The organism is Evansella vedderi (assembly GCF_030813435.1).
In the GTDB taxonomy this organism is placed as follows: domain Bacteria; phylum Bacillota; class Bacilli; order Bacillales; family Salisediminibacteriaceae; genus Evansella; species Evansella vedderi.
This window is the reverse complement of the sequence record NZ_JAUSUG010000031.1, coordinates 25614-47872: the sequence shown is the minus strand read 5'-3', so window position 1 is coordinate 47872 and position 22259 is coordinate 25614. Positions and strand designations below refer to the sequence as shown.

Annotated in this window: 27 protein-coding genes; 10 read left to right on the top strand and 17 right to left on the bottom strand. The window is 36.7% G+C overall.

All coding sequences use genetic code 11. The annotated features are described in order from the left end of the window. Nucleotides 1–6 precede the first annotated feature (6 nt). Nucleotides 7–549, bottom strand: a complete 543-nt coding sequence (locus J2S74_RS24985) for a TRAP transporter small permease (RefSeq protein ID WP_307331725.1) — start codon at nt 547–549, stop codon at nt 7–9. Between the two features lie 578 nt (nt 550–1127). On the opposite strand from J2S74_RS24985, the gene J2S74_RS24980 reads away from it, so the two are divergent. Beyond that, complete coding sequence (locus J2S74_RS24980; protein ID WP_307331720.1) at nt 1128–1604, top strand: divergent PAP2 family protein; 477 nt, start codon at nt 1128–1130, stop codon at nt 1602–1604. Between the two features lie 177 nt (nt 1605–1781). On the opposite strand, the gene spsC is transcribed toward J2S74_RS24980, so the two are convergent. The 4 genes from spsC to J2S74_RS24960 all read right to left on the bottom strand — a co-directional run bounded on the left by spsC (nt 1782) and on the right by J2S74_RS24960 (nt 4722). Continuing rightward, the gene (spsC, locus tag J2S74_RS24975; RefSeq protein WP_307331718.1) at nt 1782–2501 is read right to left on the bottom strand and encodes a stationary phase survival protein SpsC; all 720 of its coding nucleotides are present in this window, start codon (nt 2499–2501) and stop codon (nt 1782–1784) included. A 120-nt stretch (nt 2502–2621) separates the two neighbouring features. Continuing rightward, a complete protein-coding gene (locus J2S74_RS24970; RefSeq protein ID WP_307331715.1) occupies nt 2622–2942 on the bottom strand; it encodes a YuiB family protein in 321 nt (106 codons plus the stop codon). Nucleotides 2943–3125: 183 nt separating this feature from the next. Beyond that, a complete protein-coding gene (locus tag J2S74_RS24965; protein WP_307331712.1) occupies nt 3126–3263 on the bottom strand; it encodes a YuiA family protein in 138 nt (45 codons plus the stop codon). A gap of 250 nt (nt 3264–3513) precedes the next feature. Beyond that, entirely contained in the window at nt 3514–4722 is a 1209-nt protein-coding gene (locus J2S74_RS24960) for an NAD(P)/FAD-dependent oxidoreductase (RefSeq protein WP_307331709.1), read from the bottom strand. Nucleotides 4723–5189: 467 nt separating this feature from the next. Here J2S74_RS24960 and J2S74_RS24955 point away from each other — a divergent pair, with 467 nt between their 5' ends. Then, nucleotides 5190–6185: an NAD(P)/FAD-dependent oxidoreductase gene (locus J2S74_RS24955; protein WP_307331705.1), complete on the top strand. Its 996-nt coding sequence runs from the start codon at nt 5190–5192 to the stop codon at nt 6183–6185. A gap of 109 nt (nt 6186–6294) precedes the next feature. On the opposite strand, the gene J2S74_RS24950 is transcribed toward J2S74_RS24955, so the two are convergent. Continuing rightward, nucleotides 6295–6645: a HesB/IscA family protein gene (locus tag J2S74_RS24950; RefSeq protein ID WP_307331703.1), complete on the bottom strand. Its 351-nt coding sequence runs from the start codon at nt 6643–6645 to the stop codon at nt 6295–6297. A gap of 306 nt (nt 6646–6951) precedes the next feature. Between J2S74_RS24950 and mqnE the strand changes: the two genes are divergently transcribed. Next, nucleotides 6952–8046, top strand: a complete 1095-nt coding sequence (mqnE, locus tag J2S74_RS24945) for an aminofutalosine synthase MqnE (RefSeq protein ID WP_307331701.1) — start codon at nt 6952–6954, stop codon at nt 8044–8046. A gap of 39 nt (nt 8047–8085) precedes the next feature. Here mqnE and dapF read toward each other — a convergent pair whose 3' ends face one another. The 3 genes from dapF to J2S74_RS24930 form a co-directional block, all read right to left on the bottom strand. Next, nucleotides 8086–8952, bottom strand: coding sequence for a diaminopimelate epimerase (gene dapF / locus J2S74_RS24940; RefSeq protein ID WP_307331698.1), 867 nt, complete (start codon nt 8950–8952; stop codon nt 8086–8088). A 30-nt stretch (nt 8953–8982) separates the two neighbouring features. After that, nucleotides 8983–9219 (bottom strand): hypothetical protein, encoded by a 237-nt coding sequence (locus J2S74_RS24935; RefSeq protein ID WP_307331695.1) that lies wholly within the window; start codon nt 9217–9219, stop codon nt 8983–8985. 194 nt (nt 9220–9413) lie between these two features. Next, nucleotides 9414–9650 (bottom strand): YuzB family protein, encoded by a 237-nt coding sequence (locus J2S74_RS24930; RefSeq protein WP_307331692.1) that lies wholly within the window; start codon nt 9648–9650, stop codon nt 9414–9416. 250 nt (nt 9651–9900) lie between these two features. Here J2S74_RS24930 and J2S74_RS24925 point away from each other — a divergent pair, with 250 nt between their 5' ends. Further along, nucleotides 9901–10971 carry an NAD(P)/FAD-dependent oxidoreductase gene (locus J2S74_RS24925; protein WP_307331689.1) on the top strand — a complete coding sequence of 357 codons (1071 nt, stop codon included), beginning with the start codon at nt 9901–9903 and terminating at the stop codon, nt 10969–10971. 168 nt (nt 10972–11139) lie between these two features. Here J2S74_RS24925 and J2S74_RS24920 read toward each other — a convergent pair whose 3' ends face one another. After that, complete coding sequence (locus J2S74_RS24920) at nt 11140–11445, bottom strand: YuzD family protein (protein WP_307331686.1); 306 nt, start codon at nt 11443–11445, stop codon at nt 11140–11142. Nucleotides 11446–11583: 138 nt separating this feature from the next. On the opposite strand from J2S74_RS24920, the gene J2S74_RS24915 reads away from it, so the two are divergent. Then, nucleotides 11584–11859 (top strand): NifU family protein, encoded by a 276-nt coding sequence (locus tag J2S74_RS24915; protein ID WP_307331683.1) that lies wholly within the window; start codon nt 11584–11586, stop codon nt 11857–11859. 72 nt (nt 11860–11931) lie between these two features. Here the strand turns inward: J2S74_RS24915 and yutH are convergent, their stop codons facing one another. Continuing rightward, a complete protein-coding gene (yutH, locus tag J2S74_RS24910; RefSeq protein ID WP_307331681.1) occupies nt 11932–12993 on the bottom strand; it encodes a spore coat putative kinase YutH in 1062 nt (353 codons plus the stop codon). Nucleotides 12994–13162: 169 nt separating this feature from the next. On the opposite strand from yutH, the gene J2S74_RS24905 reads away from it, so the two are divergent. Further along, nucleotides 13163–13648: a phosphatidylglycerophosphatase A family protein gene (locus J2S74_RS24905; RefSeq protein WP_307331679.1), complete on the top strand. Its 486-nt coding sequence runs from the start codon at nt 13163–13165 to the stop codon at nt 13646–13648. 106 nt (nt 13649–13754) lie between these two features. Here J2S74_RS24905 and nucF read toward each other — a convergent pair whose 3' ends face one another. The 3 genes from nucF to J2S74_RS24890 all read right to left on the bottom strand — a co-directional run bounded on the left by nucF (nt 13755) and on the right by J2S74_RS24890 (nt 15947). Then, complete coding sequence (gene nucF, locus J2S74_RS24900; protein WP_307331677.1) at nt 13755–14522, bottom strand: 5' nucleotidase NucF; 768 nt, start codon at nt 14520–14522, stop codon at nt 13755–13757. Nucleotides 14523–14684: 162 nt separating this feature from the next. Next, nucleotides 14685–15338, bottom strand: coding sequence for a helix-turn-helix transcriptional regulator (locus tag J2S74_RS24895; protein WP_307331674.1), 654 nt, complete (start codon nt 15336–15338; stop codon nt 14685–14687). 159 nt (nt 15339–15497) lie between these two features. Further along, complete coding sequence (locus J2S74_RS24890; RefSeq protein WP_307331673.1) at nt 15498–15947, bottom strand: DUF86 domain-containing protein; 450 nt, start codon at nt 15945–15947, stop codon at nt 15498–15500. Nucleotides 15948–16170: 223 nt separating this feature from the next. Here J2S74_RS24890 and J2S74_RS24885 point away from each other — a divergent pair, with 223 nt between their 5' ends. Together J2S74_RS24885 and J2S74_RS24880 are read left to right on the top strand one after the other, a co-directional pair. Further along, nucleotides 16171–16437, top strand: a complete 267-nt coding sequence (locus tag J2S74_RS24885) for a DUF3055 domain-containing protein (protein ID WP_307331671.1) — start codon at nt 16171–16173, stop codon at nt 16435–16437. Nucleotides 16438–16502: 65 nt separating this feature from the next. Further along, a complete protein-coding gene (locus tag J2S74_RS24880; protein WP_370876072.1) occupies nt 16503–16793 on the top strand; it encodes a hypothetical protein in 291 nt (96 codons plus the stop codon). 57 nt (nt 16794–16850) lie between these two features. Here J2S74_RS24880 and J2S74_RS24875 read toward each other — a convergent pair whose 3' ends face one another. Then, nucleotides 16851–17141, bottom strand: coding sequence for a YutD family protein (locus tag J2S74_RS24875; RefSeq protein ID WP_307331664.1), 291 nt, complete (start codon nt 17139–17141; stop codon nt 16851–16853). A gap of 138 nt (nt 17142–17279) precedes the next feature. Here J2S74_RS24875 and J2S74_RS24870 point away from each other — a divergent pair, with 138 nt between their 5' ends. Continuing rightward, a complete protein-coding gene (locus J2S74_RS24870) occupies nt 17280–18038 on the top strand; it encodes a YhcN/YlaJ family sporulation lipoprotein (protein ID WP_307331662.1) in 759 nt (252 codons plus the stop codon). Nucleotides 18039–18148: 110 nt separating this feature from the next. Here the strand turns inward: J2S74_RS24870 and lipA are convergent, their stop codons facing one another. Then, nucleotides 18149–19072, bottom strand: coding sequence for a lipoyl synthase (gene lipA / locus J2S74_RS24865; RefSeq protein ID WP_307331659.1), 924 nt, complete (start codon nt 19070–19072; stop codon nt 18149–18151). Nucleotides 19073–19280: 208 nt separating this feature from the next. Between lipA and J2S74_RS24860 the strand changes: the two genes are divergently transcribed. After that, nucleotides 19281–20288 (top strand): M23 family metallopeptidase, encoded by a 1008-nt coding sequence (locus J2S74_RS24860; RefSeq protein ID WP_307331657.1) that lies wholly within the window; start codon nt 19281–19283, stop codon nt 20286–20288. Nucleotides 20289–20759: 471 nt separating this feature from the next. Here the strand turns inward: J2S74_RS24860 and J2S74_RS24855 are convergent, their stop codons facing one another. Beyond that, nucleotides 20760–22109, bottom strand: coding sequence for a sodium-dependent transporter (locus J2S74_RS24855; RefSeq protein ID WP_307331654.1), 1350 nt, complete (start codon nt 22107–22109; stop codon nt 20760–20762). Nucleotides 22110–22259 lie beyond the last annotated feature (150 nt).

The following is a 22259-nucleotide window of genomic DNA, read 5'->3' as shown; positions in this document are numbered from 1 at the left end:
TATTTTTTATTGCTCATCATAATCTTTTTTCTCTTGCGCCAAATAAACTTCTTCATTAACAATGTTCACCCACATATTTCTTAAAAACTGCACACCGCCTAAAAATAACCCAATCGGCATAAACATAACCATTACCCAATATGGTAACTGCATGGCTGACGTCACCCTCGTTTGACTTAAAGTATAGTCAATTGCGTAATAACACAATATAAAAAGTAGAATTGCTGTTACTAAAGGGTTAAAGATGGCAAGAAATTTCTTCACTCTCTTTGGAGCCATATCAAAAAATGCGGACATACTGATGTGTCTGCCTTTTCTTGCAGCATAGCTGATCCCCATAAACGTTGCCATAATAATGGCAATTTCACTCACTTCCGCTGCGAAGAGCCAGCTGCGCCCCGTTGTTGAACGATAAACAACATTTCCGAAGGTCATTACAGAAATAATGATGATTGACCAGCTAAGAATAATTTTTTCAAAATGAATTAATAAGCTGTCGAGGCCTTTTAAAGCACGAATTAAAATATTATTCTTTTTAATTTCACTCAAGGCTCGTACCCCACCCCTCAGTTTAAAGATAATATCCTAGTTTTCCGCCTGATATACTAGGATTTAATTTTGCTTTTATTTTATTGAAACTAACCCTCTTTCCATATGTAGATCCGGTTATTTTCAGGACAAACAAAATTTTCAAATACATCGGCTATTAAATATCATATATCAATAGGAAAATTCATTCAAAAGGGATAGCTGGACATTTTGAGGGATTATTTACAATATAGCAGTCTGAAAGGAAAATAGTCTTGAACCATGGAAAAATCCTACCATCAACTCCCTATACATCCCGAATGCTAACTGTTCATCAAATAATTCCAACAATTTTTTGTGTTTAGTATAGTATTGCTTGGATACTCTACAGACACTTTCCGCTCCTCCAAGCTTTTAAAAAGCCAATATTGATTGAAAACAGCCTAAAAATACAGTCTGAACGCAATAATATTACAAAAAAAAGCCTTATTTATGATATAATCAACCTTGCTAAAACTAGAAAAAACTCTGATTAATAAAACTGGTCATTCGGGTAAATGTATAGTTATAGGACAGTTAGCTAGAAAGGATAATCGTAAATGGAACTCTTTACAAACTTCCCCTTATGGGCAGCGTTATTTGCAATTGGATTTGCACAATTTATTAAAGTTCCCCTTCAATATTTTGCTACAAAAAGGTTTGATTGGAGTCTTGTTACAAGTACTGGAGGGATGCCAAGCTCCCACTCTGGGGCAGTAACAGCCTTGTCTACTGCCATTGCAATAGAAGAAGGACTTGGCTCCCCGTTTTTTGCCATTTCCGCCATCTTTGGAATTATCGTTATGTTTGATGCAACCGGGATCCGTCGACATGCTGGTGAGCAAGCAACGGTGTTAAACCGACTTGTCCTCGATTTTAATAAATTAGTGGAGGAAATGAAGTCTTGGCCAAAAAAAGAAGAGCAGGAGAAAATGAAGGAATTGAAGGAACTTTTGGGTCATCAACCAATAGAAGTTTTTTTTGGAGGGTTGCTAGGAATTATTCTTACATTAATCCTTCATGCAGTAATACATTAATATATCAAAAAATAAGGGTGTGTTAAAAGCTAATTTTCAAAGCTTTTAACACACCCTTAATAGTTAAGTTAAACTCTTTTCTAAGAATGGAAATTTGCTTGGATACGCTACAGGCGGGCGCCTTCCGCTTCTCCAAGGTTAGTATAAAAGCAACAAAGTTTATGAATACATCTTATGTTATGATGCATCTACAAAGGATAATTGTCTTCTGAATGCTTGTACTGCTTCATCTTCATTTAAATTTAGTAAATCTTCGTCTGTCAAATTCCCATTGCCTTCTTCTATTATATAAACTTCTACTGATTTTTTACCCCACTGCTCATATACATCATCAACTGTTTCATAGTACAAATCAATTTTATTCCCTTTAATTGCTGATCCTGTGTCTGCCACTACTCCAAATCCATATCCAGGAATAAACAAAATAGTCCCGATAGGAAATACATCTGGATCTGCAGCTACCGTAGAATATAGGTCACGTTTTACCTTAACACCTGAATAAGTTATCCCGTATTGAGGATGTCCCTCTGTTTTACCAGTAGATTCAATACCTGCTGTATAACCTGTTGCAACCACTTCTACAGAAGGGTACTTAGTCCAATCACGGGATTCCTCTAAAGTAACAGGTTCATCTTCGAATATTTCATAAGACATTACTTCCTGATTTTCCTTCAAAACAGAAGGTAAGCTTCTTTCTTGAATAAAAGTTTGACGTAAAGAAAGATCTCGTCCATACAAGGTTTCAGTCTGATTATCTGAAAATGAATCTTGATTATTAAACCATTCCTTCATCTGCACCGTATCCACATTTGTAATACCTGTGAAGGTAGTAAAAATTGCACCAAGAAGCATAACTACAAAAATTGTTTGCTTCAATGGTTTTCTTAACCGATACATTTTCATTATCCACTCCTCTCATCTTGACATCTTTTCCAAGAGAGAGAGAAATTATGCAAAATAATTAAAAAGAGGGAAACTCAAAAGGTGTTTTTTTAACCTTTTGAGTTTCCCTCTAATTTAAAACATTTGATATCCACGATTTCTTAGCATGCGAATGGCTATACCTGATAACATAGCTCCAACCATTCCAGCAATTAAAATAACTACATCTGCAGTTTTTAGTGAGACAAAGTTATTCCATAAAGCAGGAAATGCTTCCCCAGGTCTAGTAAAATAAGCAAACAACCCTGATTTATCTACAATAAAAAAGATTACAATTGGATATATTATTGCCATAGTCCATGTAGACCTTAGTAACATGTTAAGTATAAACCCGATACCAAAGAAAAGGACGAAGTACAAAACAATTGCAATTATAAACTGTGGTAAATTTAACATCGATGTCGTTCACCCCCATAAGGTCATGATAAGTGTACTTAATTCTTTAAAAAAGGTCAACGATCAATACGTATTTATGTAGTGAAAACATAAAAATATGTCAAAATTCTAGATACCACTAAAACAAAAATCTCCCGAAATGGTTACAATCCATTTCGGGAGGACTAATTTATTTGTTCATTTTTATGTGTTTGTTGTTTTTCTCCCTGAACCATTACAACTGTTGCAAGTTTCAGATCCGCCCAATAATAATTGAAAATAGCCTTTCCCTATACAATATGGGCAATCTCCTGATTTTAATTTCTGTTTACGTAGAGCCATCAAGGACTCCTCCTTTTTTGTCAGTTCATTATTCTGAAGTTTCTGATAATATATCAATTATTTCTAAAGTTGAAAAGCTTTAAATTTCGTCCTTTTAGTTCATGTAAGCGCGATCAAATAAGTTTTCCTTTAATTTTCTTTATGTAAAAAAAACTTACACGTTTTTTCACTTTATCCTGTTGAATTATTAAAGTATACTGCATATAAAAAAGACCTAGCCCCCGAGAGACTAAGCCTAATTCAAATCATTTTAAAAAATATTAAATTTACCTTTTTTCAATACTAGTGGCATTCCGCCTAATTGGTACAAGTATTTATTATCAATAACCTTTTTCATTGCTGATGCAGAAGCTCCAAATAATTTTTTATCCCCAACTAAACCAATTGCTTCTTTTCCACCTAGTGAGGCAACAGTACCTTTAATTGCTGGTTTAAATTCTTCTAGCTTTTCTTTTCCGGCAAGAAGTGCCTTTAAGTTATTAGCACAAGTATATGCTTGTTGAATAGCAATCTGTGCCGTCGGTGGGTAAGGACGGTTGATCTCTTCATTAATAATTAATGCACAATCACCTATAACAAAAATGTCATCGTGGCCTGGCGCACGGAGATCTTTTTCTACCTTAATACGGCCGCGCATCGTTTCAAACCCAGACTTATCAAGAATGGAGTTTCCTCGAACTCCTGTAGTCCATACGATTGTACGTGATTTGATCTCTGAGCCGTCATTTAGAATAACACCGTCTGCTTTTACTTCTTGAATTGGTGTGCTAATTAGAAACTCTACACCACGGCTTTCCAGTAAATTCATGGCATACGTAACAAGCTCTTCATCAAAACCAGGTAACGCCGTCGGTGCTGCTTCTACAGAATAAATCTTTACTTTCTCACGTGGAATATCATATTCTTCACAAAGCTCTGGTACACGCTCAGATAGCTCCCCAACAAATTCAATTCCTGTGAAACCTGCACCAGCTACAATAAATGTTAGTGCATCATCGTGTTTCTCTTCTGAGTTATTGTAGCTTGCAAACATATATTCAATATGCTCACGAATAAGTCTTACTGAGTTTACGCTTCGAATGGAAAAAGCATGCTCTTCTACACCAGGAATTCCAAAAGTCTCTGGCTCTGAACCAAGTCCCACAACTAAATAATCATACTCTAATTCACCATTAGAAAGAATAACCTTTTTTTCATCTTTTTTAATTTCCACTACGGATTCTTTCACAAAGTGGATTTTATTTGTATCGATAACGCTATCAATTCGCATTCTTGTTCGGTCATGGTGTAATGTACCAGCTGCTGGTTCATGTAGCCATGTTGTTTGATAGTGGTAATTGTGTTTATTCACTAACGTAATTTCTGCATCCTGATAGGCACCTGATTTTTGTAATCGAGACGCTGTCATAATTCCCCCATAGCCTGCGCCTAAAATGACTATTTTTGGCTTTCTATTCATGTTTCTCACTCCAATTTTTTATTTCTTATTCTCATTTTCCCCGGTTCAACAATTTATCAAGCATGTGTTTTTTTCCATGTACAAATAAAAAGTTTGTGATATAATTCACGTACAGGTCCGTACAGGTCCACAAAAATTGTTTAAATTTAGTTATCCTGAAAGATAATATGGGTTTTTAATATAAACACAGAGAATATAATTTTTTATCTCTATTTATCATATGGTTAGCAATAAGTTTTTTCAACTACTTTTTGACGATTTTCTGACTTTTTCTTAAAATAATTTTATTTATGGGGATTTAATGAATATAAACAGTTTTATTAACGTAAATACCTTATATAACTTTAAATATTAAGAATTTTCCGATTTGCGTGAGAAAATCGATAAGTACCCTTTCCTTCAAATCATTTTACATTTATAATAAATTATGGTGGTACATTGTCAAAAACATTGTGGAGGTGTAAGGTTTGTCTACAGAAAAAAAAGTGTATGATGTAACAATTATTGGGGGAGGACCTGCAGGAATTTTCACTGCTTTTTATGGTGGAATGCGGCAAATGAGTGTGAAAATTATTGAAGCAATGCCTCAATTAGGAGGACAATTATCGGCATTATATCCTGAAAAATATATCTATGACGTGGCAGGCTTTCCAAAGGTAAGGGCTCAAGAACTTGTTGATGCTTTAGTTGAGCAGGCAAGTCAATTTGATCCTACTATCGTCTTAGAGCAGTCTGTAGAGAAAGTAGAAAAAAATGAAGATAATATCTTTACACTTACTACAAATAAGGAAAAGCATTATTCAAAAACAGTAATTATTACTGCAGGAGTCGGGGCATTCCAACCTCGTCGTTTAGAAGTAGAGGATGCCGAGAAATACGAAGGGAAAAACCTACATTACTTTGTAAGTGATCTTAATAAATTTGCTGGTAACCGCGTTCTTCTTTCCGGTGGTGGTGACTCTGCAGTTGACTGGACACTAATGCTCGAAGATATTGCTGAAGAGATTACAATTATTCACCGTCGTAATAAATTCCGCGCCCACGAGCATAGTGTAGAACAATTAATGAACTCAGATAAGATTAATGTTAAAACGCCATATGTTATTACAAAGCTTCACGGTAATGGTGACAAAATTACATCCGTAGAAATTAAAGAAAAAGATGGAGATAAGACAGAAACTTTAGATATCGATACTTTAATTGTTAATTTTGGTTTTATATCTAACTTAGGACCAATAAAAAAATGGGGACTAGAAATCGAGAAAAACTCTATTATCGTTAACTCCAAAATGGAGACGAACGTTAAGGGAATTTATGCAGCTGGTGACATAGCTACTTATGAAGGAAAAGTTAAACTAATTGCATGTGGATTTGGTGAAGCCCCCATTGCCATAAACAATGCGAAAAACTATATTGACCCCACTGCATCATTACACCCAGGCCACAGCTCCAGTATGTTTTAAAGGACTTTTTGGATATATTGTTTTTATTTTAATAATATGAAGAAGTGGAAAACGACCTCCTTAAAAGGAAGGTCGTTTTTGTTTCGCCATTATTTCCAATCAGCCGTTCTTAACAATCTTCAGGGGTTCCAGCATTTGTAGCTGTACGGAACGATGATCCACAACCACAAGATGCAATGGCATTTGGATTATCGATGGTAAAGCCTCCACCCATCATGTTTTGTTTATAATCAATTACTACCCCTTTTAGAAGCGGTGCGCTTTCAGGATCAACAACTACGTTAACACCATGCTGCTCAAAAGAAACATCCTTGTCTGTTGGCTCTGTTTCAAAACCCATCCCATAGGAAAGGCCACTACACCCTCCACCCTTTACACCTACACGGAGAAAGACTGAACCCTCTTGCTCTTCCATCATCGTCTTAATTTGCGATGCTGCAGCTTCACTGATTTTTAACATTTTATCACCCCTTTTAAACCATTCGGATGTACTCTCAGTATATCGTTTTAAGATATTACCTTCAAGTGAAGGCTACCCATTGTTACTTAATTTATCCCTTCCCTCTATTAATCTATCATATTGCTAAGAAGAACCATTTGTCACAATTGTAAAAATGGTGGTAATATAGAGTAAGAGTTTCGACATCGAAAAAGAACCATTTGTCGTATAAAGATAATCTTAAATAAAGAAGTACTATAGTAAATATCCCGAAAGCTTTTTTAATATGGAGATATTCGTTAGTCATACTATTATGGAGGGTGAAGAATGGATACAATTCTATTAGACCAAAGTCTTCAAGACATAAAAGACAAGGTCATTAATGGGGAACGGTTAACAATTGAAGATGGACTTAAACTTTACGATACTCCAGATTTATTAGCCGTAGCACAATTAGCAAATCAAATAAATGATAAGAAAAATGGCAACAACGTTTACTTTATCCAAAACATGTACATTAATCCAACTAACGTTTGTGAAGCATCTTGTGCTTTCTGCGGATTTAAGCGTAAGCCTGGTGAAGAAGGGGCTTATACAATGAACGAAGAAGATCTTCTTAAATATGTAGAAGAACGTTGGAATGACAACATCCGCGAGTTTCACATTGTAGGTGGACACAACCACGAAGTGCCATTTGATTACTATTTAGATACGATTCGTACATTGAAGAAGCACTATCCTCAATGTACAGTTAAAGCCTATACAGGTGCAGAAATTGAGTTTTTCTCCCGTATATCTGGACTTTCCATGAAAGAAGTATTGGAAGAGTTAATAAAAGCAGGACTTGATACAATTCCAGGTGGTGGAGCGGAAATTCTCACGGAAAGATATCGAGCAAAAATGAGCCCCGAAAAAGCATCAACAGATCAATGGTTAGAAGCACATGAAATCGCCCATGGTCTTGGCTTAAAGACACACGCAACCATGCTATATGGTTCTATTGAGACAAAAGAGGAACGTTTAATTCATATGGATCGTTTACGTCAGCTTCAAGATAGAACGAACGGCTATATGGTTTTTATCCCATTAGCAATGCAGCCGAAAAGTATCAATGCTGGATTAAAACGCCGCACTTCTGCCTATGATGATTTAAGAACAATTGCCATTAGCCGGTTAATGTTAGATAACTTTGATCACATCAAAGCCTATTGGATTAATATTGGACCTCAGCTAACTCAAATGGCATTAACGTTTGGAAGCTCTGACATTCATGGTACATTAATCGAAGAACGCATCTCACATGCTGCGGGAGCATTAACTTCCCAAGGCTTAACTAGAGAGGAATTAATTCACCTCATTAAAGGGGCTAATAAAATCCCAGTAGAAAGAGATACATTTTATAATGTAGTGAAGCAATATTAAAGGAAATAACAAAAGACAAGCTCTATGGCTTGTCTTTTGTTATTTCCTTTCAGATTTTTTATAATACACGCCTTCACAAATAGTTTCACATGGCCCCTTCATCCAAACACGATCATCCTTATCCCATGTGATGTACAAGTCACCACCTGCTAAATGTACAAGGACCTCTTCCCCTTTTTCTGAGAATCCATTTAGCACGGATGAGACAACTGCAGCACAAGCCCCCGTTCCACAAGCTTGAGTTACACCGGATCCCCTTTCCCAAACACGGAAATGCATCTCTGTCTTGGAAATTTGCTCAACGAACTCTACGTTTACTCCTTCTGGAAAACGAGCATGCTTCTCTATTACAGGTCCAACAGTGGTTAACGGGGCTTCATTTATATCATCTACATAAATTACAGCATGGGGGTTTCCCATCGATACGGCAGTCATAGACCATTCTCCTTCATCAACCTGTATCTTCTCTTGAATAGCTGGAGATTTTGAAGAATTTAGCAATGGAATTTCTTCCGCTTTTAAACGGGGAACCCCCATATCCACCGTAACTAACTCCACCGTATTGGTTGTATCATTAACCGTCACTGTTGCCTGTACAATTCCCCCTAATGTTTCAATGGTCATTTCCTTTGAAGAAACAAGGGCATTATCGTAGGCATACTTAGCTACACAGCGTAACCCATTTCCACAATTTTTGGCCTCTGACCCATCTTTGTTAAACACTCTCATTTGCAGATCTGCAGTTTCCGATGGTCCAATAAGTATCAACCCATCGGAGCCGATCCCTGTAAAAATATCAGATACCTCTATTGCCAGTTCCCTTAATTCTTCCTCTAGTAACTTTTCTTCAAATTGATTGACAAAAATATATTGATTTCCAAGTCCATGCATTTTTGTAAATTTCATCGTATTACAAGCTCCATTCCCTTTTATTTATTAACGTAGCTTTTCATTCGTCCAAAAATAATCTTCATCTGCCTCTAAAATGGTCATTGTTCGCAGACAGCAAGGCATATTTAACCGCTGCTTCACCTTGTCCTTTGCCTTTTCTAATAATTCTTCCTTCATATGTGTTAATACATTCCTTGATTTGCAATATGGGCATTCCGCAATATAAATTTCACCCATTTGTTTTTCATATGGCCACGTATGATCAAAGGGTATTGGTTTCACACCTAATCATCCTTTACTTGTATTTTACTTTTTTAAAAGCTTGGAGAAGAGGAAGGCGGCGACTCCAGCGTAAGTTAAAAGCGATAATGTCTCTCCCTCGTCCTTTTAAAAAATATTGTAACATAAGGGGAATGTGATTTGACAAAATTAGAAAAAGGCCAACAAAAAACTATCGGCAGTTTTTACCGATAGTATTAAAACATTGGGTTCTCTTCCAAATATTGATATATATTGGTTAGCAATTCATCGTTTGTATCTCCTGTGACAATATCTCCATTTACTAATGCAAATCTCTTTCTAGCACACTGACCACAGAAGCTTAAACAGCCATATTCTATTACATCCAAGTTCGGATCTTGTTCTAATTTTTCCTTAACGGCTTGGGTTCCGCTGGCTAAATTGCTAACACAAAACTCAATGATTGGTTTCATTTGATATCACCTCTGTGTTAGTCAACGTACATAGCATTCATCCTACATGATCGAGATTTATTTTGTCAACATAATTACACTATAAACATACTGTTATTTCAAGAAAGTTATTGTTATTTCGACAGAAACCTGATACTATTTAAAATGGTTGTAGACGTTTTTAATATTACTACTTTGGATATAGAATATAATAATCTTTTTCCATTGATTAATTGATAATTCGCACCATGAAAAAGAGGAGGCTGATCATGTGCGGAACTTAATTATACTAGGCGGCGGATATGGCGGACTTAGGGTGATTCAAAAGCTTTTAGCAACAAACAATTTAAAGGATGTAAATATAACGTTAATTGAGAAAGAACCATACCACAGTTTAAAAACAGAATTTTATGCACTAGCAGCAGGTACTGTAGCAGATAAACATTTACGAATTTCCTTTCCAAATGATGTTCGACTTGAACTTAAATTTGAAACCGTTACCGAAGTTATTCTAGAAAAGCAAAAAGTTGTCTTAGGTACCGGAGAAAACCTTAATTATGATGAATTAGTAATTGGATTAGGGTGTGAAGATCGTTACCATGGTGTACCAGGTGCACCTGAGAATACATTGAGTATTCAAAGTATGCGAAGATCACGTAAAACTTACCAAGTTCTTCAAGGTGTTAAGCCACATGGTACAGTTGCCATTGTCGGTGGCGGCCTTAGCGGTGTTGAGTTGGCAAGCGAACTAAAGGAAAGCAGACCAGATTTAAATGTAATGTTATTTGATCGCGGAAAAAACATTCTCTCTATGTTTCCTCCAAAGCTATATAATTATGTAACTGATTGGCTTATCGAACATGATGTGAAAATTATCAATGAAGCAAATATCACAAAGGTAGAACGGGATGTTCTTTATAATCACGGTAAACCAATACCAGCCGATGCGATAATCTGGACCGCCGGAATTCAAGCAAATAAAATTGTTCGTCAGTTAGATGTGGAAAAAGATAGTATTGGCCGGGTTCAGGTTACTAAACATCATCAAATACCAGGTTACGAGGAAGTCTTTGTTGTGGGAGACTGTGCAGCATTAAATCACGCACCAAGTGCACAGCTTGCGGAATCTCAAGCAGAGCAAATTGCCATGCTTTTAACAAAAAAATGGCATGGTGAACCCTTCCCAAATGAAATGCCTAAAATTAAACTTAAAGGTGTTCTAGGATCCTTAGGGAAAAAACACGGATTTGGATTAATGGGAGAAAAAGCTCTAACTGGCCGTGTACCACGAGTATTAAAATCAGGTGTTTTATGGATGTATAAGCATCATTCTGGATATTAATTGATACGTAATCATAGGAAAAACTACGGATTTTTGTCCGTAGTTTTATTTTTTTTGGATGAATTGTTCCCCAATTCAACCGCTTCAGCCGTTTTCGGTAAGTTAGTCGAGTTTTTTGTTACCCAAACTAACCCCCTCAGCCAATTTCGGTAAGTTACTCCATCCAACTCAAGCATCTTCTTCCTCAATAGCTTGATAAATAGTTGTCAGTTTTGGATTACCTTCTCCTACAACCTTTCCATTTAACACAACTAAAGGGTAAAAGTACTCATCCTCCAATATTTTTTCTGAGAACATCTTTTCCTCTTCTGAATTCGGTTGTTCAATGTCACAGTAAACAAATTCTATGGAACGATCAGGAAACTTTCGGCTAATGGCCGCTTCTAACCATTCTTTTGTTTCAATGGCAGTTGGTAAATGTATACAGCTTGCACACTTTTCTTCTGCCCCATATACGGTAATTTTAATTGACATCTTTTATTCTCTCCCTTACATTGCAAAGCCTTATTTTTATATTACCACAGTTCTAAAAACATACTAAAGTTAATGGTATTGCATATTTGACATAATAAAGATGTAAAATTCAAGTTCAGTTCATGGATTTTTTCGTAAATGGATATTATAATGAAGGTAAAGAAAGGAGTGTTACAAATGGCAGAAGCAACTATGGAAGAACAAGTACAAGAAGTACTAGATAAATTACGTCCTTTCCTTCTTCGTGATGGAGGAGATGTTGAATTAGTGGGTATTGACGAAGGCGTAGTTAAAGTTCGTCTAATGGGAGCTTGTGGATCTTGCCCAAGTTCTACAATCACATTAAAAGCAGGTATCGAACGCGCACTTCTTGAAGAAGTACCAGGTGTAACAGAATTAGAGCAAGTATTCTAATTAAGGATTCAAAGCCAAGCAAATAGCTTGGCTTTTTTTCTGGCTTAACAAAAAATAAAGTACAGCCATCTCTTAAAAGGAAGCTGTACTCGCTACTTTATTTCTTTTTCCCGATAACCATTCGGGTACAACAAGGTATTGATTTCTACTGCGGAAACGTTCTGCCACAAATAAAATTAATTCTTCATACTTCTCCGTTTGCTTGAAATAGGCTAAACATTGCTCTTTATCTTTATTATCATACGTTTGATAATATTTTTCCACAGAATCGAAGTAATGACTTGGAAACATCAACCTAGCCATTAGTTGGATTTGTTCCGCTGTGGATAATTTATACATGGATTCATAATCATTTAAAAAGGTTGTAATTTCTTTTTTACATTCCTCCGTCCAACCATAGTTCACCCATAAATGACGGACATACTCTCCTAAATCCCTTGTAAAGTGATCATATATAAAGTCTGTCGGGACTTTTATTCTAGATGGTGCACCCTCTTCCACCGTCAACCAACTGCTTTCCTGAAACCTCAAATGGCAAATCGTATGATATGGATTAATAGAAGCTTGGGGAACATCAAAATACACATCCGTCATTAATTGAATAGCATTTTCCGTTAATCCCATAAAGTAAGGATACGTAATACAAAACTCTTCATCAAATTTATTTTTCTTTTTCTCCCTCACGATATGAATATACCAATTTTCTAATTGATCCAGTCTTCTCTCCCATCTTTCTTTCCAAGGAACAAATTCCTTCCGCTCCTTCTTTTGATTAGAGTAGGAGACACCTTTTTGGTGAAATTGTGCCAGTCGTCTGCCAATAGAACCTTTATAGGATGGAAACTCTCTATAACTTAATTTCGGTATTTGCATAACAACTGTCTCTTTCCCGTCCACTGGCAATAGCTGCCGCTTCCCCTCTTTATTTTTTATAAAAGTACAAACGTCTTTCTCGCCATAATATTGAAGCCATTCGGCCATAGCGACTTTCTCCTGTAATCGCCCCCGGATTCCTTGATCTATTGGCCTTATTAAATAAACCTCACCCTCAGAAAAAATAAGGTAATCATCTCCAATATTTGTTATTTCATCAGGATAAATTCGGTAGCGGTCATAGATATCACGTTCTAACACATTTATCCGCCTCCTCATACACATATCATCATATGTAGTCTATGACCCAACTGCACTTTCTGTTCTTATTGTGGAAAATACACTGAAAAAAGAATAGAAATACAATTTTTCACGAAAAATAGACGAATAACATATACTTTTTCAAAGACAACATTTAGGGTGATGAAAGTTGAAGCATAATAAAGAATTTATCACAAAAACAGCTTATGATTGGTTAATTCAACGAGGAGTAACCGTTGAGGAAATTGCGGAATTAGTTTTTTACCTCCAGGAAAAATATGTACCAAACTTAACCATGGAACTATGTATAGAAAATGTAGAAAAGGTTTTACAAAAACGAGAAATACAAAATGCCATCATGACTGGAATTCAATTGGACCGTCTTGCAGAAAAGAAACTGTTAGATGAGCCATTACAAGGAATCATCGACCGTGATGAAGGTCTGTATGGTGTGGATGAGGTTATCGCTTTATCCATTGTAAATGTATATGGGTCCATTGGTTTTACTAATTATGGCTATATCGACAAACAAAAGCCTGGTGTTTTGCAGAGATTAAATGACAAAAGTCAAGGCTGCCATACCTTCTTAGATGATATCGTAGGGGCCATAGCAGCTGCAGCCTCCAGTAGATTAGCCCATGGTGAAGAGGATTAGTTCTTAACTAAAACTCCATGACCTCTGAACTTCTACTAGGCATTGAAGTAAAAAACAACGAAAGTCGCGGAACGCTGAATAATTCCGTTCTGCGACTTTTTTATTGTTAAAATTTCCAATCATCTAAAGAATCAATAGACCAGGTAGGTTGAACTTTTTCTTTTACTAAATGCTCCTTTAAAGTTACTCCCGTATGGACTATAATTGTATCCATTTTAGCACGAATTCCAGCTAAAATATCTGTTTGGTAATTATCTCCTACCATTACCGTTTCCTCAAGGGAAGTCCCGATTACCTCAAGGGCCTGATTCACTATAATTGCTTCAGGTTTTCCAATGTATGTAGCTTTTACACCAGTAGAAACCTCCACAACAGATGTCAAAGAGCCATTACCGGGCATTAGACCCCTTTCCGTTGGTAAAGCAACGTCTCCATTAGTGGAAATAAACGTTGCTCCCCCTCGAACAGAGAGGCATGCCTTAGCAAGCTTTTCATAGGTAATATTTCGATCAATCCCCATTACTACCACATCAGCATCTTCATCAACAAAGGTAAATTCTTTTGATTGCAGTGCTTCTTCTAAGCCTTCCTCACCAATCATAAACACTTTTACATCTGCACCTAGTTTTTCCTCAATATAATTGGCCGTTGCCATGCTAGTTGTAAATACATGCTCTGGTTTAGCTGGTATATCCATCTGATTTAACTTTTCAGCAACCTGTTTTGGTGTTCTAGAAGAATTATTCGTCACAAATAAATAATGTAAGTTATTGTTCACTAACGAATGAACAAATCTGGATGCTGCATCAATTTTTTCTTCTCCTTTGTACATCGTTCCATCTAAGTCAATTAAGTATCCTTTATATGTATGCAATTCGAATTCCCCCTTATGAATCTCTTATAAAAAGAGGCTGGGACAAAAGTATTTTTACTAATAAGAAATCCGAACAAACTAGATGTAGGTGCAATCTACCCGCTTCGGAAATATACTTCCCTAAGGTAGTGCATTGTTCGTATTTCCGATTAAACACTTTAGTTATGTCCCAGCCTCTGACTGATCAGTTTTATAAATTTTATAACTACAATGGGACTCCTGTCCAGATGCCATACACATTTGACATTCAATGTTCTCTGTTTGTAATACTTCTTTAAAAAGCTGTAATTCCGATTCACAAATAAATGGGAATTGTCTAGCAACTTCAGCGATAGGGCAATTGTATTCTTTAAATGTAAAACTGCCATCCTCTTCTTCCGTTACTTCTGCCATATATCCTTCCTCACTCTGAAGCCTTGCTAATTCGTAAACCTTATCGTCAAATTGCTGGATGACCATTTTTTTTTCATATCTCTCTTTTTGTCTTTCCATTCGTTTTTGGAACAACTTTTGGACCTTCTCTACTCCATCCATTTCCACTAAATCCTTTAGAAGTTCCACTGTTAACATGCCATAGTTCCTTGGAAACATCTCTTGTCCTTCATTAGACAACTGATACACATTCGTTGGTCGTCCCATTGCTTGTCTTAATAAAGTTGTTTCAATAATGCCGTCCCTCTCTAAGGTGTTCAAGTGTCTTCTAACGGCCATTTCCGTAATATCCAATACAACAGCAATTGCAGAAACTGTTAATTGATTTCTTTTCTTCAGTAAGCTAAGAATCAGATCTCTTGTTGAGGTGGTTTTCGTCGCCATACTTCCTCACCTTCCTTCTCCCCTTTATTTTATCTAATGGGAGAAGAGTCGTAAATTTTATTAATAAAATGTTTAAAAATTGTACTAATTTTTTTCAACGAATATTCATTGTGTGACTTTGTCTACTAAAAAAGCACACTTATGTGCCTTTTTCAAAAGTTACTTATCCCTATCCGGAAGAAAAGCAGATACTGGACCTAATTCATTTTCGATGTATGTTCTAACTTTTCCAGGGAAGCTTTCAATTGTCTCTATTTCTTTGTGAAAATTTTTGTAAATTTCATCATAATTTAAATCTGTATAGTTTTGAAGTAAACTCTTTCTCAAAGCAATGATATCCTTAAATGAGGCTTCATCACTCTTTGGAATAACCCTTTCGTCCACAAGAATATCAATAACATCATCATAGCTACCTGGGTCACGCATGATAAAACCATCAATAAGCTGGTTCCCTACATCGATGATAGCTTCAATAGTCATGTGGGTAATTCGTTCTAAAGCTAATTTATCTATTGTTGTTTTCCAATGTTCCTGTTGAGAAAAAGCTCTTGAAAGTCCTTCTAAGTATTGCAATCTTTTTTCAAGTAATTTTCTATCTACAAAATACATTTTTATCACCTTTTTCTACTTTGTCCTTCAATAGTATATCATAATGGCTATAAATTCCTTACATCATTCCAGCAATTTGTACAAAACCAATTTATTAAATCACTAATTTTTGTTATCATGATGAAGAACTACTAATTCCAAGCTTTACTAAATCTATAATAGAAATTCAAGTATACTTACGGATCTTGAAATTACCTAAAGTGTAAGCAAAGGAGAGATTTAAATGACGGAAAGGTTTTTCTTATACGATGAAGTGGAAGAAACGAAGACACGTTATGTTAGCTTTATGGGGGAAAATCAACGCTTTGATTTAATGATAATGACAACTACACGATATTACGGAAAAAAAATAGTGTTGGATATTCAATCTAACCGTTTTGCAATTATTGGCCAAGATGACTTAGATGAGCCAGGCTATTTAGAAGAAGCATATAATTTAAATGATGAAGATGGACAGGAGCTTAGAGAATTTTTAAATGAAGTAATATAGTAGTTATAGGATAAAATTCCCAACAATGAACACTCCCTCCTTTTAACATACTATGTAACAAGGAGGTGTTTTATTTGAAGTCAAAAGATGAGAGAAGAGACGAACATCTCTATTCTGACTTTATTGCCGTGGAGAAAAACAGAAAAGAAATTATTCCTGAGGTAACTCCAGATGGTCCTTATGGATCACCTATTGAACCTCCGTTAGGGAAGAGTACACCATGGACAGAGGGACAGCAGGCTATTAGCGCCTTCGCATATGAGAACAAAAATCTTCACCAAAACTTAGAACGGAAAGACCCTGGGCACCATCCAACGCACGATGATAAGCGTTTAGATAAAGGGAAACCTTTCTAGCCAAGCAATAGACAAGCCAATTAGTTTCGTTTGGCTTGTCTTTTTCCCCTTGAATTATCAGGAAGATTTCTTTTGGTTTTTCACCTTTTTAACAACAAAATAAGCACATCCAAAATTACAATATTCGTATAGATATTCTGGCAAAGAGCTAATTTTTGCATCGAATGTGGATTTACGATGCTCGTCCTCAAAAAAACCCTTCAACCTTAACTGTTCATAGCCCCAATCACCAACAATATAATCATATTTATTTAATACATCGCTAAAGCGATTTTTAAATTCCTCTTCGTTCCATCCATCACGTACATTTTCCAATAGTTCATATGTGTTCCCTTGTACTTGTATCATTTTACGGCACCTCACTTTTCTATATCTATCTTGCAATACTTTTTGGAAAAATTCAATATCATTTAATTTATCAAACCATAAATTACCACCTTAAACCGTTTCTCCAACGGTCATCCTATACTTAGGAGGTGTACAATTATGAAGCTGCGAAATATGTTTTTTATCATGAGCAGTTGTATGATTTTCATGGTAACGGGATGTGGCGATAATCTAAATGCCAATGGGCCAGAAGGACAACGATTCGATCTAATGGAAGGATACCAGCAACCTGAGAGACATTTTGTGATAAATCGTGAAGCTAATGGTCATTCTGAACAGTATAACCGTTTCGGTTTTAGCCAAGAGACAAAGGAAACAGCTTATGCAGGTCAATCAACTCCTGATATTGCCATCTTTGACAGGTCTCTAATGGCAGATACAATAAGTAAGCTCGTAGTAACCCTTCGAGATATAAATGAAGCAGCTGCCCTAGTAACGGATCAACATGTCTTGATTGTTTATGATGCCGATAGTGACGATGAAACTTTAACTGCTACACAAGTTAAAAAGACAGCTTACTCTGTTGTACCTGGATCTTACGATGTTTATGTCTCTAATAACACAACCCTTATCCAAGACATACAGCGATTTCAAGGTCTTTCATCAAGGGATCCTCAATATATGAAGACACTAGAAGCAACGATTGAAGACTTTAAAAAGTCACCACAAGGTGTTGGCATTGATCTTAATGATCACATGGATAATGACTTCGGGGAACAGGGGCAAGATGACGTTGATCAGATCAATAGAGGTTCAAATAACCGTAACAATGAACGTCAACGGGGTTTGGAAACGGATAATGGAAATAACCCCCGCCGTAGTAACACTGGTAATCGTACTAATTGGCCAAGGGATTAACTGAATAGCCTTAATACGATAAAAAACCTTCTTCAAGGAATTGAAGAAGGTTTTAAACATATTCAAGCGTGGTCAAACGGGAACTCCCCTTTTTTGAACAGACTCTTATATTATTTTGCTGCGTCTACTTGCTCATCTGCATGATAGGAAGAACGAACGAGTGGACCCGATTCACAATGTTTAAATCCTTTGCTTAGGGCAATGTCTCTAAACTCACGGAATTCTTCAGGTCGCCAATATTTCTTTATAGGCAAATGACTTTTTGTAGGCTGGAGATATTGGCCGATTGTCATGATATCTACATCCACTGCACGTAAGTCATCCATTACCTCTAAGATTTCTTCCTTCGTCTCTCCTAATCCTATCATTAAACTGGATTTAGTAGGGATTTTCGGCTGCATTTCCTTTGCCCTGCGTAAAAACTCTAAGGATCTTTCATAGGTTGCACGAGCACGAACTCTTGGTGTTAACCGTCTTACTGTTTCAATATTATGGTTTAAAATATCAGGCTTTGCATCCATTAAAGTTCTTAGATTTTCTTCCTTTCCACCCATATCCGAAGGAAGTACTTCTACGGTTGTAAAAGGATTGCTTCGGCGAATAGCTCGGACTGTTTCTGCAAAGATTTCTGCACCGCCATCCTTTAAATCATCTCGTGCTACCGCCGTAATTACTGTATGCTTAAGACCCATCAATTTGACGGATTCTGCTACTCTTTCCGGTTCTTGACGATCTAATTCATTTGGTAAGCCCGTATTTACTGCACAGAAACGACATGCACGTGTACACACATCTCCAAGGATCATAAAGGTTGCAGTTTTTCTTTCTGCCCAACACTCATGTATATTAGGACAACGTGCTTCCTCACATACCGTATGTAAATTTTTTTCTCGCATCATTTTCTTTAAGCCTGTGTAAGAGTCATTCGTATTCAACTTTATTTTTAACCAATCAGGTTTACGAATATATTCTTCTTGTTTCGCCATGTTATAGTCACGCTCCCGTTTATTACTTGGCAGCTTTAAAAATGTCATTTTTTAACTCGCCAAATATATCTTACTACAAGTATGCCAACATTGTTGATAATCATTAGTTACTTTACCATGAAAATGAAGAAATCTCAAAGGTTCTAACCTAGAAACATAAGGTAACATCACTATTACCAAAATTTGTCGGAATGGATTACAGGGGATTTACCGTACACTAAGGCATGGATGAAGTATGAAAGGAGAAGTCATTCCAATGAGAAATTACACGAAGATATTCCTTTTACTAATTCCTCTTCTGTTCATCCTTCCCATCTATTTTTCTGCTGCTGATAAAAAAGCAGATTTGTCATCGGAAGATATTTATAAGGAACGGATGGCCTTGTATTTAAAGGCAGAGGCAACATCACAAATCCCTTGGTACTACTTTGCCGCAGTGGACAGCTATGAAAGGGGTCTAAGGCGAGCACGAAATGATTTACCGGAGGAAGAGGGATTTATCGCCATCCATTATACAAATGAAGAATGGGCTGGGGAGCTAAACCCGAATAAGGATGACAATAATGCAGTATCCATCTCCCTTTTTGGAGGAGTTGGTCTCGATGGTAATGGGGATGGGAAAGCAGATATAAATGATGATGAGGATGTTTTGTATACCTTCGCACAGCACCTAGCTGGCTTTGGACGAAACGAGGAAGACATTCGAATTGGTCTTTGGGATTATTACCAAAGGGACAAGGCAGTAGAATTAATTACTGGACACGCAAAGGTATATAAAAAATTTCAGACATTAAATCTACGTGAAAACTCATTTGCAGTTCCCTTACATTATAATTACAGTTACCGCAGTACATGGGGGGATGGTCGAGGTTGGGGAGGCCGAAGAATTCATGAAGGAACGGACATTTTTGCTGACTACGGTACTCCTGTCAAATCCACCAGCTACGGTATCGTTGAGTTAAAAGGTTGGAATAAATATGGGGGATGGCGTGTAGGAATTCGTGATATTCACAATGTGTACCATTACTATGCCCACTTAAGTCGTTTTGAGGACGGTATTGAAAGGGGAACGATTGTAGAACCAGGTCAAGTTATTGGCTACGTAGGAAGTTCAGGTTACGGAAAACCTGGTACTCAAGGGAAATTCCCGCCACATTTACATTATGGTATGTACAGAGATAATGGCTTCATTGAATGGTCCTTTGATCCTTACCCAAGTTTAAGAAGATGGGAGCAATTGGACAGACAAAAGAAAAATAATTAACTTTACTTAAATAAAAGAAGAGGCTGGGACAAAAGTATTTTTACTAATAAGAAATCCGAACAAACTAGATGTAGGTGCAATCTACCCGCTTCGGAAATATACTTCGCTAAGGCATTGCATTGTTCGTATTTTCATTTAAACACTTTTTATGTCCCGGCCTCTTCTTTCTTTATAGCTTTTTTCACATAGATTGCTCCTGCGATTACTCGTCGCACAAGATCATGTTGTTTTAAGCAATATTTTTTACTTGGATACGCTACAGGCATAATGTCGCCATCCTGGCTCCCGCGGGCAATACCTCAGCCGTTAATCCTGTCTCTTCCTCTACAAGCATGGCTTCGTAGCGCATGCGTCGAGACAACTCGGAGCTATTTCATGAAGCCACGCTCGTCGCTGGAGTCGCCGCCTTTCGCTACTCCAAGCTCATCTCAAATAGCAACAAATTTTACGAAAAAGAGCCTTCTTTATTAATTAGCTAAAAAATATATCAATAATATTTAGCACGAGGATCCAAAGTATTCCTAATGGAGCTACTATACGAATAAACCATAGCCATAATGTCCCAATTGGAGAGTCAGTAAGTCCTGTCTCATTTAGAGCATCAATTTTCTTCCATCCCCAACCTACAAACAATGCAACAATCATACCAGCTAAAGGTAGAGTAAATTTGTCTGTAATGGTATCTACTAAATCAAGGAATGGCAAACCAAAGATCTGGAACTCATACAAAGGACCATATTGGCTCAATGCAGAAGGAATTCCAAATAATGTAACTAATACACCTGCTACTAAAGTAGCTTTTCTACGACTCCAAGTAAATTGGCGCATTACGTAGGATACACTTACTTCGAGTAATGAAATAGCAGATGACAGAGCCGCAATAGATATTAGGAAAAAGAATAATATGGCAAAGAAAGTTCCTGCTCCACCCATATCATTAAAGACCTCTGGAAGTGTAATAAATATTAATCCTGGACCGGCATCTGGTGCTAAACCAAAAGTAAATACTACAGGGAAAATCATAATTCCTGCTACAATTGCAAAAAGTGTGTCTAAAGTAACTACTGTTCCCGCTGCGCTAGGCAGATGTGTTTCTTTAGGAAGGTAACTACTATAAGCAATCATAGCACCCATTCCTAATGACAATGTGAAAAATGCTTGCCCTACTGCTGCAGCATATACAGTCGGGTTAGTGAATGCACTCCAGTCAGGACTGAATAAGAATGCCAACCCTTCTCCTGCACCGTCTAAAGTTAACGCGTATCCTGCCAATACAAGAATAATCAGGGCTAATAAAGGCATGAATATTTTGTTAGACAATTCAATTCCTTTTTTAATTCCAAAGAAAACGATGGCAATAACAAAGGCCATGAAAATAATTTGCCATACTACTGGACCGACGGATCCACCAATAAAACCGATGAAATAATCAGCATATTCTCCGCCAGCTACTGCCTGTGCTGATCCAGTTAAATAACTAAAGAAATAAAATAATACCCATCCTGCAATTACCCCATAAAAGGATAGAATTAAGAACGATGTTAATACCCCTAAAATACCACCAATTACCCAAGGCTTTCCTGGTGCAACCTTACTATAGGAACCAATAACATCGGACTGTCCTCTTCTACCAACGGAGAATTCAGCTAATAGCACTGGCAAACCAACAAGAAAAATACACAGTACATAAATAATTAAAAATGCTGCCCCTCCACTTTCTCCAGTAACATAGGAAAAACGCCAAATGTTACCTAAACCTACAGCCGAACCAACTGCGGCCAATATAAAACCCATTTTCGATGCCCATTGTTCGCGCCCCATAAAACTACTCCTTTCTTACTTCCTTAATCAGCTAGAAATTTTATTATTTTCAGACTTTTAATATTGTAAAAAACTTTTTCTATTAACCACCTTTCTTCCTATAGCCATCTATTTCTAGTAAATTTTGGCTGCATTTTTTTATATTATAAG

Bases quoted from the DNA above. Each gene is read 5' to 3' on its own strand.
- J2S74_RS24890 (WP_307331673.1), bottom strand. From the start codon at position 15,947: ATGTATTTTGTAGATAGAAAATTACTTGAAAAAAGATTGCAATACTTA.
- J2S74_RS24855 (WP_307331654.1), bottom strand. From the start codon at position 22,109: ATGGGGCGCGAACAATGGGCATCGAAAATGGGTTTTATATTGGCCGCA.
- J2S74_RS24895 (WP_307331674.1), bottom strand. From the start codon at position 15,338: ATGGCGACGAAAACCACCTCAACAAGAGATCTGATTCTTAGCTTACTG.
- dapF (WP_307331698.1), bottom strand. From the start codon at position 8,952: ATGAAATTTACAAAAATGCATGGACTTGGAAATCAATATATTTTTGTC.
- J2S74_RS24860 (WP_307331657.1), top strand. From the start codon at position 19,281: ATGAGAAATTACACGAAGATATTCCTTTTACTAATTCCTCTTCTGTTC.
- J2S74_RS24875 (WP_307331664.1), bottom strand. From the start codon at position 17,141: ATGATACAAGTACAAGGGAACACATATGAACTATTGGAAAATGTACGT.
- J2S74_RS24870 (WP_307331662.1), top strand. From the start codon at position 17,280: ATGAAGCTGCGAAATATGTTTTTTATCATGAGCAGTTGTATGATTTTC.
- lipA (WP_307331659.1), bottom strand. From the start codon at position 19,072: ATGACATTTTTAAAGCTGCCAAGTAATAAACGGGAGCGTGACTATAAC.
- J2S74_RS24915 (WP_307331683.1), top strand. From the start codon at position 11,584: ATGGATATTATAATGAAGGTAAAGAAAGGAGTGTTACAAATGGCAGAA.
- J2S74_RS24885 (WP_307331671.1), top strand. From the start codon at position 16,171: ATGACGGAAAGGTTTTTCTTATACGATGAAGTGGAAGAAACGAAGACA.
- mqnE (WP_307331701.1), top strand. From the start codon at position 6,952: ATGGATACAATTCTATTAGACCAAAGTCTTCAAGACATAAAAGACAAG.
- J2S74_RS24965 (WP_307331712.1), bottom strand. From the start codon at position 3,263: ATGGCTCTACGTAAACAGAAATTAAAATCAGGAGATTGCCCATATTGT.
- J2S74_RS24930 (WP_307331692.1), bottom strand. From the start codon at position 9,650: ATGAAACCAATCATTGAGTTTTGTGTTAGCAATTTAGCCAGCGGAACC.
- J2S74_RS24970 (WP_307331715.1), bottom strand. From the start codon at position 2,942: ATGTTAAATTTACCACAGTTTATAATTGCAATTGTTTTGTACTTCGTC.
- spsC (WP_307331718.1), bottom strand. From the start codon at position 2,501: ATGTATCGGTTAAGAAAACCATTGAAGCAAACAATTTTTGTAGTTATG.
- J2S74_RS24920 (WP_307331686.1), bottom strand. From the start codon at position 11,445: ATGTCAATTAAAATTACCGTATATGGGGCAGAAGAAAAGTGTGCAAGC.
- J2S74_RS24960 (WP_307331709.1), bottom strand. From the start codon at position 4,722: ATGAATAGAAAGCCAAAAATAGTCATTTTAGGCGCAGGCTATGGGGGA.
- J2S74_RS24950 (WP_307331703.1), bottom strand. From the start codon at position 6,645: ATGTTAAAAATCAGTGAAGCTGCAGCATCGCAAATTAAGACGATGATG.
- J2S74_RS24980 (WP_307331720.1), top strand. From the start codon at position 1,128: ATGGAACTCTTTACAAACTTCCCCTTATGGGCAGCGTTATTTGCAATT.